The organism is Rarobacter incanus, assembly GCF_006715765.1.
Lineage (GTDB): Bacteria > Actinomycetota > Actinomycetes > Actinomycetales > Cellulomonadaceae > Rarobacter > Rarobacter incanus.
On sequence record NZ_VFNV01000001.1, the window covers coordinates 845,602 to 860,069 of the forward strand.

The 14,468-nt window shown below is 66.2% G+C and carries 14 protein-coding genes; 6 read left to right on the forward strand and 8 right to left on the reverse strand.

From position 1 onward, the window contains the following. Nucleotides 1-49 precede the first annotated feature (49 nt). The 5 genes from FB389_RS03575 to FB389_RS03595 are packed head-to-tail and all read right to left on the reverse strand — an operon-like array spanning nt 50 to nt 5,227. Nucleotides 50-1,066, reverse strand: coding sequence for a uroporphyrinogen decarboxylase/cobalamine-independent methonine synthase family protein (locus tag FB389_RS03575; protein ID WP_142111404.1), 1,017 nt, complete (start codon nt 1,064-1,066; stop codon nt 50-52). Then, on the reverse strand, nt 1,063-2,178 hold the full coding sequence (gene mnmA, locus FB389_RS03580) for a tRNA 2-thiouridine(34) synthase MnmA (RefSeq protein WP_211344942.1): 1,116 nt from the start codon (nt 2,176-2,178) through the stop codon (nt 1,063-1,065). The genes FB389_RS03575 and mnmA overlap by 4 nt, the downstream gene beginning before the upstream one ends. Continuing rightward, complete coding sequence (locus FB389_RS03585) at nt 2,175-3,374, reverse strand: cysteine desulfurase family protein (protein WP_142111405.1); 1,200 nt, start codon at nt 3,372-3,374, stop codon at nt 2,175-2,177. Before FB389_RS03585 ends, mnmA begins: the two co-directional genes overlap by 4 nt. A gap of 43 nt (nt 3,375-3,417) precedes the next feature. Beyond that, complete coding sequence (locus FB389_RS03590; protein ID WP_142111406.1) at nt 3,418-4,401, reverse strand: electron transfer flavoprotein subunit alpha/FixB family protein; 984 nt, start codon at nt 4,399-4,401, stop codon at nt 3,418-3,420. 22 nt (nt 4,402-4,423) lie between these two features. Further along, nucleotides 4,424-5,227 (reverse strand): electron transfer flavoprotein subunit beta/FixA family protein, encoded by an 804-nt coding sequence (locus FB389_RS03595; protein ID WP_142111407.1) that lies wholly within the window; start codon nt 5,225-5,227, stop codon nt 4,424-4,426. Between the two features lie 109 nt (nt 5,228-5,336). On the opposite strand from FB389_RS03595, the gene glgX reads away from it, so the two are divergent. Both glgX and FB389_RS03605 read left to right on the forward strand, forming a co-directional pair. After that, nucleotides 5,337-7,568: a glycogen debranching protein GlgX gene (gene glgX / locus FB389_RS03600; RefSeq protein WP_142111408.1), complete on the forward strand. Its 2,232-nt coding sequence runs from the start codon at nt 5,337-5,339 to the stop codon at nt 7,566-7,568. Between the two features lie 10 nt (nt 7,569-7,578). Next, nucleotides 7,579-8,325, forward strand: coding sequence for an SOS response-associated peptidase (locus FB389_RS03605; RefSeq protein ID WP_142111409.1), 747 nt, complete (start codon nt 7,579-7,581; stop codon nt 8,323-8,325). Here FB389_RS03605 and FB389_RS03610 read toward each other — a convergent pair. Together FB389_RS03610 and FB389_RS03615 are read right to left on the reverse strand one after the other, a co-directional pair. After that, nucleotides 8,322-9,386, reverse strand: coding sequence for an adenylate/guanylate cyclase domain-containing protein (locus tag FB389_RS03610; RefSeq protein ID WP_142111410.1), 1,065 nt, complete (start codon nt 9,384-9,386; stop codon nt 8,322-8,324). The genes FB389_RS03605 and FB389_RS03610 overlap by 4 nt on opposite strands. A gap of 42 nt (nt 9,387-9,428) precedes the next feature. Next, nucleotides 9,429-10,298 (reverse strand): biotin--[acetyl-CoA-carboxylase] ligase, encoded by an 870-nt coding sequence (locus tag FB389_RS03615; RefSeq protein WP_142111411.1) that lies wholly within the window; start codon nt 10,296-10,298, stop codon nt 9,429-9,431. A 116-nt stretch (nt 10,299-10,414) separates the two neighbouring features. Here FB389_RS03615 and FB389_RS03620 point away from each other — a divergent pair, with 116 nt between their 5' ends. Genes FB389_RS03620 through FB389_RS03630 form a run of 3 tightly spaced genes read left to right on the forward strand, consistent with a single transcriptional unit; the run spans nt 10,415 to nt 12,803 of the window. Continuing rightward, entirely contained in the window at nt 10,415-12,019 is a 1,605-nt protein-coding gene (locus tag FB389_RS03620) for an acyl-CoA carboxylase subunit beta (RefSeq protein WP_425467244.1), read from the forward strand. Beyond that, nucleotides 12,016-12,558, forward strand: a complete 543-nt coding sequence (locus FB389_RS03625) for a hypothetical protein (protein WP_142111413.1) — start codon at nt 12,016-12,018, stop codon at nt 12,556-12,558. The genes FB389_RS03620 and FB389_RS03625 overlap by 4 nt, the downstream gene beginning before the upstream one ends. After that, entirely contained in the window at nt 12,555-12,803 is a 249-nt protein-coding gene (locus FB389_RS03630) for an acyl-CoA carboxylase epsilon subunit (protein ID WP_142111414.1), read from the forward strand. Before FB389_RS03625 ends, FB389_RS03630 begins: the two co-directional genes overlap by 4 nt. A 16-nt stretch (nt 12,804-12,819) precedes the next feature. Here FB389_RS03630 and FB389_RS03635 read toward each other — a convergent pair whose 3' ends face one another. Continuing rightward, nucleotides 12,820-13,500 (reverse strand): vitamin K epoxide reductase family protein, encoded by a 681-nt coding sequence (locus tag FB389_RS03635; protein ID WP_246043501.1) that lies wholly within the window; start codon nt 13,498-13,500, stop codon nt 12,820-12,822. A 316-nt stretch (nt 13,501-13,816) separates the two neighbouring features. Between FB389_RS03635 and FB389_RS03640 the strand changes: the two genes are divergently transcribed. Continuing rightward, complete coding sequence (locus FB389_RS03640) at nt 13,817-14,428, forward strand: Maf family protein (protein WP_142111416.1); 612 nt, start codon at nt 13,817-13,819, stop codon at nt 14,426-14,428. Nucleotides 14,429-14,468: the final 40 nt, after the last annotated feature.

Genomic DNA, 14,468 nt, shown 5'->3' on the forward strand with positions numbered 1-14,468 from the left:
ATAACTCGAAGGGACCCCACCGACCTCATCGGTGCCGGGCACGACCGATCTACGAGTCGGCGCGGTCCGAAAGTTCCGCCGCGACGTCAACAAGCGTGGACAACTGCGCGCCAACTTCTTCCGCGGTGGTCGCTAGCGCCAGATCCTTGGCGATGAGTCCGGTGTTGGCCAGTTGCGCACCCGTGAGGCCGACTGCGCGCCAAGGGCGCCACAGCAGGTCGGCCGTCGCGGACACCGGGGCGCCCGCGCACTGCGAACGAGCGGGCGCCGAGACCGCCCACCACAGCCGGATACCGCTTTCAACGGCTTGCGCGATCATTTCCCAACGCCGGGCGTCGTATCGACCTGCATTGAGGCCGACGGCCATGCCGCCCACCTCGCAAACCGTTTCGATGCCAGCGACCACGGGCCCCAAATTCACGACAACGTCAGCGCCGATCCGATCCCGCACTATCGCCAGTACCGCGCGAATAACCTCCCGCGGCACCCGCCGGATCCTCGACATCCCCGAGAAGTTGGGGATGGTGCCGGCCATGGCGGCTCCCAGCATCGATTCATCCATAACGAGCGTCAGGGCGTCGATCCCGGGCGCGTATTCGCGCAGCGAATCGATGTGCAAGGCGATCCCCTCCGCGAGGGAATGCGCCACGGCCTCAATTGCCGCAAAGTCGCTGACGGCCAGGTCCCCTCGTCCCAAATACAAGCGGCTCGCAAGGGTTACCGGCCCCGTTGCGGCCACCGAGAACCGGCCCCGATATCCCGCGAGCGCGATGATCGTCGCCTCGCGTTGGCGCTCCACCTCCCGCATGGCCGCGCGCACATCGCGGCCCGGGCGATCCGCCATCTTCCACCCGTGCGGCCCCAGCTCGGTGGGGAGTTGGTCCAAGAGCGCGCAGGCGCGCGCCGTGCTCGCAACGTTCGCCGGCCCCGTTCCGCGCAATTGGGCTTCGAACGGGATTCCGATGCCCTGCCCGGCGCGGCCGCGGCTGAGATCATCGAGAATGCGCAGCTGGGCGGCCAGCGGATCCGTCCCCCACAGCGGGCCGGTGCCCGTCAATGCGATCATCGCGAGCGGTGGGCGCCGACGACCGTCCCCTGCGCCAGGACCCGCGTGCCGTCGTAGAACACCAGCGATTGCCCCGGCGCGACCCCGCGCAAGGACGCATCGGTGAGGCGCGCGATCAGTCCGTCTTTCGACGTCGCACGCACCAATGCGTTCACCGGCTCGCCGTGGGCGCGCACCTGCACCTGCCCGGTGATTCCGTCGGCGGCCGCCGCGGCGAGGTCTGCATCGAACCAGCAGGCCCTATCGCATTCGATGGTGTCGACGGTCAGTAGCTCGGCCGGACCGACGATCACTTGTCCGCGCGCGGGTTGCGTGGCCACGACGTAGCGGGGTTTGCCGTCCGGCGCGGGGCGGCCCAGGTTGAGCCCCTTGCGCTGGCCGATGGTGTAGGCGTACGCGCCCTGGTGCGTACCGACCACGTTGCCATCGGTATCGACAATTTCCCCCGGTTGCTCACCGAGCCGCTCGCGCAAGAACCCCCCGGTGTCACCGTCGGCGACGAAGCAAATGTCGTATGAATCGGGCTTGTTCGAAACTGATAGGCCCCGGCGGGCGGCCTCGGCGCGCACCTCGTCCTTCGATGCGAACCCGCCGAGCGGGAAAATGGCTCGCTCCAAGTGCCGCGGACCCATGACCGCCAGCACGTACGACTGGTCCTTAGCGGTGTTGGGCGAACGGTGGAGTTCGCGCACGACCCGTCCCGCGGAATCCTCAATCATTTCAACGCGCGCGTAGTGCCCCGTTGCCACGGCGTCGAATCCAAGCGCGCTCGCCCGTTCCAACAGCGCTTCGAACTTGATGAACTCGTTGCATCTCACGCAAGGATTCGGGGTGCGCCCCGCCGCATACTCGCTCAGGAAGTCCGCGACGACGGTTTCTTCGAATTCCTCCGACAGGTCCCACACGTAGTACGGAATACCGATGATGTCCGCGGCCCGACGGGCGTCCGAGGCGTCCTCGATCGAACAGCAGCCGCGCGATCCGGTGCGGAACTGGTTGCGGCTGCGGCTTAGCGCCATGTGGACACCCACAACGTCGTGTCCGGCCTCCACCGCCAGCGCCGCCGCCACGGCCGAATCGACGCCGCCGGACATTGCCGCCAAGACCCTCACGCCACCGTCTCCTTCTTCATTCGCCCGACCTGCCCGGCCCGCCGGGCGCGTTCGATCGCCCCGGGCAGCACGGCCAGGAGGCCATCGATATCATCCTTCGTTGAGGCGCATCCGAGCGAGAATCGCAACGCGCCGCGGGCCTCGTCCTCGCTCAGCCCCATCGCCATGAGGACGTGCGATGGCTGCGGCACCCCGGCCTGGCACGCGGAACCGGTGGACGCCGAGACCCCGCTGGAATCGAGCGCGAAGAGCAGCGAATCGCCCTCGCATCCGTCAAATGTGAAAAGCGCGTTCCCAGACAATCGCCGGGTGGCATCGACCCGCGGATCAACACCACGCAGGTGAGCGTGGGGAATCTCGGCAAGAACGCGGTCGATGAGGTAGTCACGGATCTGGCGCTGCCGCGTGACCTGCGATTCCCGCCCGGCCGCCGCCTGCTCGAGGGCCGCCGCAAACCCGGCGATGGCGGGAGCATCCAGGGTCCCCGATCGCACGGCGCGCTCCTGACCGCCGCCGGACATGATCTCGACGAGCGGAAAGTCGCGGGTTGCGACCAGTGCGCCGACGCCGATGGGGCCACCGACCTTGTGCGCGGCTATCGTCATGGCGCCCAACTGCGTCTTCCCAAAATCGATGGGACACAAGCCGAGCGCTTGGACCGCATCGCTGTGCGAGGCCACCGCGCGTGCGCGGCATTCGGCAGCGATTTCAGCGATGGGTGAGATTGTCCCCACTTCGTTGTTTACCCACATCAATGAGGCGATCGCGACCCGGCCATCCGCTTCGTCGAGCACCCTGGCCAGGTCCCCCGCGTCCGTGCCGCCGTCGCCGCTGACCGGCACGTAACGCACCTGCGCACCCGCGTAGGTGGCGAGCCAGCGCGCGGAGTCCAGGACGGCGTGGTGTTCCGCCTCCCCCACCACGACCACGTCCCTGCGCGGCTGAGCGAAGAAAGCTCCCTTGACCGCCAGGTTGTCCGCCTCGGTGCCCCCCGCGGTGAAGATGACCTCCGATGGACGAGCGCCGACAATCGCGGCAATGCGCTCGCGCGATTCCTCAACGATTCGGCGGGCTACGCGGCCGCGAGCGTGCTGTGAGGATGCGTTGGCGCCGCGGCGGGCGGCATCGGCGTATGCGGCTAGGGCCTCCTGCGTCATGGGAGTCGTCGCCGCGTGGTCAAGGTAGATGTCAGTCATGGCTGGCTTTCTGTACGGGGGCAGCACACCACCGGAACCAACATCACTTGGCGGCGCGATATTCCCTGATCCGCTGCGCCGCCTGCGGCAGGACCGCGGCCAGGTCGCCCACCACGGCGAAATCGCAGATGTCGAACAGCGGCGTCTCCGCGTCGACGTTCACCGCCACGATCGTCTGCGCCGCCTGCATGCCACCGCGGTGGTGCGGCGCGCCGGAAATGCCTGCGCCGATGTAGACGAGCGGGGCGACCGTCACACCGGTCTGTCCGATTTGCGCGTCGTGATCCACCCAGCCCTCATCGACGGCGTCCCGGGTGGCGCCGACGGCCGCACCCAGCGCGTCCGCCAGGGTATTGATCGGCCCAAAGTCACCTTCCGTTCCGCGCCCGCCGGCGACCACGTAGGCGGCCTCGCTGAGCGTCGGACGCGAGGCGTCGCCGGCCGGGTGCACACTGCGCCTGGTGGTCGTGACGGCCGCTGCGCGGGCGGGAGCTTTGACGCTCAGCGACACCACGTTGAGGTTCGCCGCGTCCCCCGGGGCAGCCTGGATGGAATTGGCGCGCACGGTGATGACCGCGACGTCGGTTGTGAAGGCGGAATAGATGTCCCAGGTGCCCGCAAAAACTCGTTTGAAGGCAAGCAGGTTGCCGGCTTCGTCGAGTTGCGGCTGCGCGTCCGCGACCAGGCCCGCCCCCAGCTCCTGCGCCGCGAGCGCGGCAATCTCGCGGTTGGCGAAGGTGGTCGTTGTCAGGGCCAGATCCGCACCGACATGCCGCACGCCGGCAGCGAAACCGTGTGCGGCCGCCGGGGTGATTGTGAAGGGCACGTCGCTTTCCACCTCGACAAGCGTAGTCACGCCGTAGCGGGCCAACTCGTCTTTGGCCTTAGGCGTGAGTTCGCCGCCTGCCACGGCCGCAACGCCTCCCAGCCCACGGGCCAGGGTGATCACCTCAAGGTCGGCCGGGCGAATCCGGTCGTTCGCCGCATCGATGAGAACCGCAACGGTTCGCTTACCATGGTTCGTCATTTGTGTCTTTTCCGTTCGCCCGTCACACCAAGCCGCGTGAGATCAAAAAGTCCGCCAACGCAGTTCCGCCGTCGCCGTCGTCAACGTGAATGACGACCGGCGCCTTGGGCTCCCGGGGCTGGGCGCTGATCACCCGCGTGCCGGCGGCACCGGCGCCAACTTCCAGGTCGCCAACGCCCAGGTCCGCGAGGGACAGCGTGTCGATTGCCTTGGTGCGGGCGGCAATAATCGATGAGAAATTTGGGTACCGCGGGGCGGCTATGTGGTCGTTGACGGATACGACGACGGGCAGCGGTGCGCTCTGAAACTCCGATACGCCATCGAGTTCGCGTTCGATCGAGGCGACGCCGCCATCGACGGTGAGTTCGCGGGCTATCAGCAACTGCGGCCAGTCGAGGTTCGCAGCGAGCAACGATGGCACCACCGAACCCAGCGAGTCCAGGGCCGCCATGCCAGTAATGACGATATCGACCGGCTCGTCCTGGGCCAGGCGCCCGACCGCGGCGGATAGGACCGCGGCCGTCGAAAAGTAGTCGGAGCCCGCAATCGCGTCGTCTACCACGTGCACCGCGTTGTCGACCCCAAGTTGGTAGGCCTTGCGCAAGGCCAGTTCGGCGTCCGCCGGGCCGACGGTGAGCGCGATGACCTGGTGATCCGTCCGTTCCCCGGGTGCTGCTTCAACGAGCCTGAGAGCGGCTTCGACGGCCACCTCATCGAGTTCGTTGAGGGTTCCGTCCGTTGAACTGCGCACGACGACGCCGTCGGGGTCGAATCGTCGATCGGATTGAATGTCGGGGACATATTTCACCGGCACCACTACGCGCATACTCAAAACTCCTTGGGGTATCAAAGAAACGATACCCCTTTCGGGTACAGGTCATGACATTTCACCCCGTATCGACAGGTCCGGTGCCGAAATGCGAGACAATAGGCGCATGGCTGGCCAAGTTGTAAAGACACATGATCGTTTCCCCCCGCTCGGCGTCCGTCTGGTGGACAGCGGTGTCGAGGTTGCGGTGGTCGCCGCGCACGCCACGAAGGTGGAATTCTGCGCGCTGACCGTCACGCCCGAGGGCCTGCGCGAGGCTCGCTACGAACTTGACCACTACGACTGGGGGGTTTTCAGCGGGCACATTCCCGGCATCAAGGCCGGGCAACGATACGGTTTTCGCGTCCACGGTCCGTGGGATCCCGCGAGCGGTCTGCGCCACAATCCCGCGAAGCTCCTGATTGACCCCTATGCCCGGGGTTTCGTTGGCGAATTACGCAACGTTCCTCAAACACGCGATTTTGTTACCACGGACGATGGCCCCGCAGACGATCCTTACGGCCCCCCGGATCCGCGCGACGACGCGGAATTTGTCCCGCACAGCGTCGTCGTCGAGCCGCTCGCACCGCACCCGGACGTCCACCGTCCGCGGGTTGCGTGGGCGGACACCATTATCTATGAGGCACACGTCAAGGGTCTGACGCATTCGCTGCCCGACGTTCCACCCGAATTGCGCGGCACGTACGCCGGCGTTGCGCACCCGGCCGTGATCAACCACTTGAAGTCACTGGGTGTGACGACCCTGGAACTCCTGCCGATACACGCCTCTGCGTCGGAGACTCATCTCGACGGACTTGGCCTAAGTAACTATTGGGGATACAACACACTCGGGTTCTTTGCGCCGCACGCGGCGTACGCAACCGCCGCCGCGCAGGCGGCCGGGCCGACCGCCGTCCTCGACGAGGTTCGCGGCATGGTCCACATCCTCCACGAAGCGGGCATCGAGGTCGTGCTGGACGTCGTCTACAACCACACGTGCGAGGGCGGGGTCGACGGTCCCACTATCGGATGGCGCGGCCTGGACAACCGCTCCTACTATTTGCACGACGGCGGCTCACCCGTGCGGTACGCGGACGTCACGGGAACGGGTAACTCGTTGGATTTCCGGCGTCCGCGGGTGATTCAAATGGCGCTGGATTCGCTGCGCTACTGGGTCACGGAGGTCGGTGTGGACGGTTTTCGTTTCGACCTAGCCGTCACGCTGGCGCGCGGCAACGACGGTTTCGACCGTTTCCACCCCTTCCTGGTCGCGCTGCAAACCGATCCGGTTCTGCGCAGCGTCAAGCTGATCGCCGAACCGTGGGATGTCGGCCCGGGCGGCTGGCGCACGGGCCAGTTCCCCTCACCTTTCGCCGAGTGGAACGACCGATTCCGCGATGCCATGCGGGGGTTTTGGGTACACGACCTGGGCTCGCTCGTGCACGGCGGCCCGGCCTCGAGCTTCCGTGAATTGGCAACGCGCCTGGCCGGCTCGGCCGATCTCTTTGGCATGTCGGACCCGCCGCTGCTGCGCGGCCCCGTCGCGTCCGTCAATTACGTCACCGCCCACGACGGATTCACGATGGCGGACGTGGTCAGCTACAACGAAAAGCACAACGAGGCCAACGGCGAGGAAAACCGCGACGGGACCAGCAACAATGTCTCGTGGAACCACGGTGTCGAGGGGCCCATCGCCGTCGATACGACCGCCGACAATGGGGTCAACGCGGCCGCCATGCGCCGCAAGTCCCTGCGGAATCTGTGGGGCATGTTGATGCTGTCGGCGGGTACCCCCATGATCACCGCCGGGGACGAGTTCGGGCGGACGCAGAAGGGAAACAACAACGCCTATTGCCAGGACAGCGACATCTCGTGGATCGACTGGAACCTGGCGCAGTGGCAACGTGATCTGCTGGCTCACGTCAGGTTCCTGGGCCGTTTGCGGACGCAACACGCCGTCCTCAAGGTTGATGATTTCTTCCTCGGCGCGCCGCGGCCCAATGAGGCGCCGGAGAAGGTCGACCTGAGTTGGTTTTCTTCTCAGGCGGAACCGTTGACCCATCAGGATTGGCACGATCCCGCGCTGCGTTGCCTGCAAATGCTGCGCCGCGGATCTGACGCCGACGCCCATGTGCTCCTGGTCGTCAATGGCGAGTTGGACGACCGAAAGGTGGTCATAGCCGGAGCCCCCGTCACAGAGCGATCGTGGCAGTTGGCGTGGGATTCGGCCGCCGAAGTGCCCCTGGAGGACCCCGCCGCGGGCCCGCAACGGCGCGGCGGCGACAAGGTCAAGGTGGCGGGATTCTCGATACAGGTGTACCTGGCGCACCCGCCAGCGACTCAACTCGAGCAGCGTTAGGGGTTCTTCCGTGTGCGGACGATACGCGGATTTCAAGGCGAGCGACGAGTTGGCCGCGCTTTTCGCCGTCGACCCCGCGTGGATATCCGAGAGTGCGGCCGCGCATCGGCCGAATTGGAACGTTGCGCCGACCCGCGACGTGCGGGTCGTGGTGTCGGGCCCGGCCGACGACCCCGGTGCGGTTTCCGGGTCCAGTTCGCCGGCGCCGATGTACGTGCGCCGGCTCAACACAGCGCGCTGGGGGCTGGTTCCCGCATGGTCGGCGGATCTGTCGATCGGCGCGCGCATGATCAACGCGCGGGCCGAAACGGTCGCGACGAAGAGGAGCTTCAAGGCCGCTGCCAACAAACGGCGCTGCATCATCCCGGCGGATGCGTACTACGAGTGGCAAAGGCGCGAAGGGGGGAAGGTTCCGTTCGCGATCGCCCCGGCGGGGGCTGCTGTCTTCGCGTTCGCCGGGCTCTACGAGTTCTGGTCGCCGCGCGGCGGCGGCCCCGCGATCGCGACCTGCACCATCATCACCACCGCGGCCGCCGGCGACCTGGCACGCATCCACGATCGGCGCCCCGTGATGCTCGCAGGCGGCGACTACGGGCGATGGCTCGACCCCACCCGCGCCTTTCTCGACGTCGAGCCCCTGTTGCACACCCCGCAGCCCCCAGTTCGCTCCTGGCGGGTAAGCCCGCTGGTCGGCAACGTTCGCAACAACGGACCCGAACTCCTGCGCCCGGATCCGCCGCTCGCGCGCGACCATTAGGCGCCGGTGCGGTCCAACTCCCAGGGCGTGATGAGTCCCAACCCGGTCACCGACTTCGGTTCGTGGCGGACCGTCGTGAATTTTCCGAACGGCCGCAATGCGGTGACGGTGGCCTCGTCGATATAGACCCGGCCGGGCTGGGCGATGGACACCAACCGCGACGCGAGGTTCACCGAGGGACCAAACACATCTCCGAATCGGGACAGCACCCTGCCCCAAACAAGGGAGATGCGAACCGCCATCGGCTCATCCGACACGGCCGTACCGTGCGCCGACCAGTAGTCCCGCAACGCGAGCGCAATGTTCGCGCCCTCGCGCGCGTCGTCCGCGATGAACAAGAACGCGTCCCCGATGGTCTTGACAACGCGCCCCCCGTTGGCGGTGATCAGGTTGCGGGTCACGGATTCGAAGGTTTGTACCAGATCGGCCAGTTCGCTGGCCCGCAGGTGGGTCGTGCGCTCCGTGAACTGGACTATGTCAATGAACCCGACGGCCCGCGGCAGCGGCAATTCGACCTCGCTCGCGTCGAGTTGCGCCGCCCCGCCCCGCGTGTCCGAAAACTCCACGGAGTACCGCTGCGCCCACGCGGCAAATTGCAGGCGCCAGGCGTGGACGACCTGGGTTTGCAGGACGTGAACCAGGGCGGGCAGGTTCCTGACCACCTCCAGGCGGGCGGCGCTGCCCGGTATGTCGTTTTGGCGCGCAACATGATCGACGAGCGCCTCGATCTGCCACAACGCCAGGCGATCCATGGTGTGGCCCACGGATCTGACCAGGGTGCTGACCGTCGGCTCGTCCCACTGATGGGCGCACGCAGCGGCGGATATCTCCGCGATGGCCTGCGCATCCAGTTCCGTGAACCCCACCAGATCCGGCGCCTCGACGGGGAGGCCAAGGGCGTGCCAGTAATTATCCACAAAGCTCTGGTCAACGCCCGTTTCGGCCGCCAGTTCCGCGGCATTCAGGCTCGGCGCTTGACCGACGATAGCCTGCGCTATGTCGCGGGGTGAAAGCGGCTGCGAATGGGCCGTGTCGTCCTCGGTATTAGGGTTTGCTGCCACACCCACGAGTGTAGGGCAAACCCGCGACGTTAGTGACCTGCGTCACGTTGCCCGTGCTGAGAGCGAGGATTTCTTGGGGTGTTCGGCGGGGCGCACGTGGACAACGTCGCCCTCGGTGACGGCCACGATTTCGCCGTTGTCGCATTTCAGGACGAGTTCCCCGTCGCTCGCGAGGCCCACGGCCGTGCCGGTCAGGACATCGCCGCTGCCGCGCTCAACCCGGATCCGCATGCCGATGGTCACCATGGCACCCAGGATCCGATCCGCTTGCTCCCGATCCGCCCCCGCGGCGGCGGCACGCAGGATCGCTAGCAACCGCCCCGCGATCTGCCCCGCGAGTTCGCACCGGGAGGGGACGGCGGTTCCCGGTTCTGCGGCCAGGAGCAGCGACGTCGCATCGGGGGTGGGCAGTTGGGCCGCGCGAATCGTGGTATTCAGTCCCACGCCGATCACCGCCCTGCCCGCACCCGGCGCGGGCACGCGCTGCGCCAAAAGGCCCGCGACCTTGCGCCACCGCGCGGGTTCGCCGCTGCCGACGGAAAGCAGAATGTCGTTCGGCCACTTGATGGCGGGACGCAGCCCCCGCACCGCGGCGATCGTGTCATAGACGGCCAGACCCGCCAACAAAGGCGCGCGGCGCAAAACGTTTTCGGGGGCATCTACCAGCACCGACATAGTCAGCGCGGCTCCGGCCGGCGTCACCCATGCCCGCCCGAGACGACCGCGCCCGCCCACCTGGTGATGGGCAACCACGACGCTGCCGTGCCCCCACGTTTCGCGGTCGGCGGCGCGCGCCGCCAGGTAGCTGTTCGTGGAATCCACGGATTCCAATACCTCGACGCGCCCCGCGCGGTACCCGTGCGCGAGAATTGTCCTGCGAATCTGGTCCGCGTCGAGGTCGTTAGATGGCATCCCATCACGATAGTGCTCGCGGTCGCCGCAATTGTAGTGGCGCGCCAATCAATGAAACGTCCCTTGTGAGGGAATCGATAGAGCCACAACGCCGCGCAGCGTTTAGGCTCGTACCTGTGACAGATTCCTCACCGGCACATCGCGCCAGCACGACCACGACCAGCGCCAAGATAGACGATCTGCGGTCTCGTCTCGCGGACCTCACGGCGGAACGCGAAAACCACGCGCAGGCGAAGCAACATGCCCGTGGCAAAAAATCCGCGCGCGAACGGATCACCCAATTGCTGGACGATGGTTCGTTCGTGGAGATGGATGCCTTCGCCTCCCATCGCGCGACCAGGTTCGGCATGGGCGCCAAGGTCGCCCCCGGCGATGGCGTTGTCGTGGGGCACGGCACGATCGACGGCCGCCAGGTGTGCGTGTATTCGCAGGACTTCACGGTCTTTGGTGGATCGCTGGGCGAAGTGCACGGGCAAAAGATCACCAAGGTCATGGATCTGGCGCTGCGCACGGGCGTGCCGCTCATCGGCATATCGGATGGCGGCGGCGCCCGCATCCAAGAGGGCGTGGCGGCGCTGACGCAGTTCGCAGAGATCTTTCGCCGCAACGTCGCCGCTTCGGGGGTCATCCCCCAGATCTCGTTGATCCTTGGCCCCTCGGCCGGCGGGGCGGTGTATTCCCCGGCGCTCACCGACGTGATCGTCATGGCGGACGGCACGTCCAACATGTTCATCACCGGTCCCGACGTGATACGCGCGGTGACCGGCGAGGACGTCGGATTCGAGGAACTCGGCGGAGCTCAGACCCACAACGAGCGGTCGGGCGTGGCGCACTACCTGGCCGCCGACGAGGACGATGCATTCGAGTACGTGCACCACCTCCTGACGTTCTTGCCGCAAAACAACCTGTCGGATCCTCCCGTGTATCCGTTCGATCCCGCGGAAGCGGCGACGCAGGCCGACGAGGCCCTCAACACCCTGATCCCGGACTCCATATCGCAGCCCTACGACATGCGGACCCTGATCGAGACCGTAGTCGATGACGCGGAATTCCTTGAGATTCAACCGCTTTTCGCTCCGAACGTGCTGATCGGGTACGGGCGGGTCGAAGGCCATTCCGTGGGCATCGTCGCGAACCAGCCCCTGTCCATGGCGGGGACCTTGGACATCAACGCGGCGGAGAAGGCGGCACGCTTTGTCCGCACGTGCGACGCCTTCAACATCCCCATCCTCACGCTCGTAGACGTGCCGGGTTTCCTGCCGGGAACCGATCAGGAATGGAACGGGATCATTCGCCGCGGCGCGAAGCTCATCTACGCGTATGCAGAAGCAACGGTCCCACTGGTGACCGTGATCACGCGCAAGGCCTACGGCGGCGCCTACATCGTGATGGGGTCCAAGCAACTCGGTGCCGACATCAACCTGGCGTGGCCGACCGCTCAGATCGCGGTGATGGGAGCCGCGGGGGCGGTCAACATCTTGCAGCGCCGGGCCCTGAGCGAGGTGGCGGCGGCAGGCGGCGACGTCGAATCCGCCCGCGCCAACCTCATCGAGGAATACGAAGAAGAGGTCGTCAACCCCTGGGATGCCGCCGCGCGCGGGTACATCGACGGGGTGATCGAGCCGAAGCAAACACGCATGGAAATCACCCGGGCGCTGCGCGCATTGCGCACCAAACGCGGCACGCTACCCCCGAAAAAACATGGGAACATTCCACTATGAGCGAGTTTGAAAACCCCGAGAACGCCAACCCGGACGGCGGCGAGAACCCGGCCGACGACGCGCCGCTTGCCGTCGACGCGACCGGATTGCACGCGCTCGTGGACCAGTTGGCGGGTGCCCTGCACGACTACGTGGACACCGCCGTCGGCGTGCGTTCGGAATTCGACGCCAACACGGCAGACGACGACCCCCGGGTCGAGGCCGCGGAACGGGCCGTCGAACGGTGCAATACCGCATTCGATTCCCGGTTCGAAAAGGCGCTGGGCATGGTTTGCGCGCACACCGGGTTTGCCGACGACGATGACGACGAGGAGGACGATTCCGACGACGTGGACGAGGAGTCCGTCATCCTGGAGCTCACGTTCGGCCCCGCCACCCGCGGCGCCGACACGGCGACCATGGGCATCATTCAAGAAGCAATGGAACGGCTCGATGCGATGGCCCGCGAGTTGGCCACGGAATTCGAGCACCGCGGTGTCACGATCTCTCACTGGTCCTGCGTGCACGAGATGTACATCGATGACGAGGATGACGAATGAGCGAATCACCCTTCGCCGATGTCAGGATTCTCAGCGGTCAGCCGACCGAGGATGAGGTCGTTGCGCTAATCGCCGGGCTGGCGGCCGCGGCGCTGGCCGTGGAACCCGAACCCGAGGAGGTGACCCGCCCGCGCGTGCGGTGGCGCGACCCGGGCCGCGGATTGCGCCTCAGCCCCCTGGGGCGCAAGGGCGGCCGCGGGCCCGATGAGTGGCGTTGGTCGCTGCGGAGCATGCAGAACTGGTAGATGCGGGCCTTGTCGGTCACATGCCGAGCACCCGCGCACCGTACTTCAGGAAGATGGTTGCGGTGATCACGGTGAGCAGCACGACGGTGACGAGGGTGTCGAGGTTCATGCGCAACGCCGCACGGGCCCTTTCGTGCCACCGCGCGCTGAGGTAGAAATTGTTGTCGCGCAGGTTGACGTGCAAGAGCGTCATGAACACCGCCGTCGTGCCGAAGGTAATGACCAGGCACCAGGGGCACAGTGCGTGGATAACGAAGCTCGACTGGTAGAACAGCCAGTAGGCGAAGGTCAGGCCCAGCAGGTAGATCACCTGCGCGCTGAGCATGAACCATCGCGGAAATCTTACCCCCGCCAGGCTGGCGACCGCGATCGTTATCACAACGGGTTCGCACGCCAAGCCCAAGAAGGAATTGGGGAACCCAAATAGTTGGGCCTGATCGGATAGCGCAACCGTTCCGCAACTCAGAACCGAGTTGATGTCGCATGCCAGCACGGCGTCAGGAGTGGCGGCGAGCACCACCGCGTCGATCGAAAGGACGAATGCCGCGAGCAATGACAGCGCCGCCGACGCCAGCATCGTCCCGAACAGGTACCCATTCGAGTGGCGGAATCCGCGCAGCGGGATGCTTGCGAGCCCCCCTGCTCCGATTGCAGAATCCTCGGTCGGCACGTCAGCAACGACTTCGTTGGTAGTCACAGGTGGCCCTTTCGGTTGCTCGTTCAACCACAATAGTGCCTGGGAAAAAACGGTCATGTCGGGACATACGTCCCCAATAGGAAAGGCGCGCGCGGCGCGGCCGGGATCCAGCGGGCGAAAAAGATGACGGGCGCGTCGGCGTGAGGAGGGGGTTACACGCCGACGCGCCCGAGCACGACGAGCCGAGTTCTCGATCCCAGGAGGCACGGCTACAACAATCAGTATCGGCCCCAATTACGGTCCACCGGGTGGGCCCATCGTCCCTGCGATCCCGGCGCGCACCGCGCGCCGCGCGCGGGTGGGTTAGGCTTCGGCCGTGGTCGAGTTCATTTTGGCATCAGCATCCCCCGCCCGCCTTGCGCTGCTGCGCGCCGCCGGGATCGCACCGATAGTCCACGTTTCCGGCGTCGATGAGGATGCCGTACTGAGTTCCTTGGCGGACGCAGACCCCACGGCCGACGCAGCTACCCAGGTCCTCACTCTCAGTGAACACAAGGCCGCCGATGTTGCGCGTTTTCACGCCGGGGCGCTGGTAGTCGGGTGCGACTCCATGCTCGAAGTGGGCGGGGACGTCGTCGGCAAACCGCGCACGCCCCACGTCGCGATTCGCCGATGGCGCGACATGCGGGGCAAGACCGGCACGCTGCACACGGGACACTCGATTGTCGGTCCGGACGGCGCCACGCTGAGCCGAACCGCCTCCACCCTGATTCGGTTCGCCAACCCCAGCGATGACGAGATAGCCGCCTACGTTGCCACGGGCGAACCGCTCGGTGTCGCGGGCGGATTCACCATAGACGGCAAGGGCGGTGCGTTCATAGACGCGATTGAGGGAGACCACCACAACGTCGTAGGTATCAGCATCCCGCTATTGCGGACAATGACGGCGCAGATCGGGATAAAGTGGACGCAACTGTGGGCCGACTAGGCCACCTTCCACAAACCGTTTGTAGGTTACCTACAAACAA

Bases quoted from the DNA above. Each gene is read 5' to 3' on its own strand.
- FB389_RS03615 (WP_142111411.1), bottom strand. From the start codon at position 10,298: ATGCCATCTAACGACCTCGACGCGGACCAGATTCGCAGGACAATTCTC.
- glgX (WP_142111408.1), top strand. From the start codon at position 5,337: ATGGCTGGCCAAGTTGTAAAGACACATGATCGTTTCCCCCCGCTCGGC.
- FB389_RS03590 (WP_142111406.1), bottom strand. From the start codon at position 4,401: ATGACGAACCATGGTAAGCGAACCGTTGCGGTTCTCATCGATGCGGCG.
- FB389_RS03575 (WP_142111404.1), bottom strand. From the start codon at position 1,066: ATGATCGCATTGACGGGCACCGGCCCGCTGTGGGGGACGGATCCGCTG.
- FB389_RS03630 (WP_142111414.1), top strand. From the start codon at position 12,555: ATGAGCGAATCACCCTTCGCCGATGTCAGGATTCTCAGCGGTCAGCCG.
- FB389_RS03625 (WP_142111413.1), top strand. From the start codon at position 12,016: ATGAGCGAGTTTGAAAACCCCGAGAACGCCAACCCGGACGGCGGCGAG.
- FB389_RS03585 (WP_142111405.1), bottom strand. From the start codon at position 3,374: ATGACTGACATCTACCTTGACCACGCGGCGACGACTCCCATGACGCAG.
- FB389_RS03595 (WP_142111407.1), bottom strand. From the start codon at position 5,227: ATGCGCGTAGTGGTGCCGGTGAAATATGTCCCCGACATTCAATCCGAT.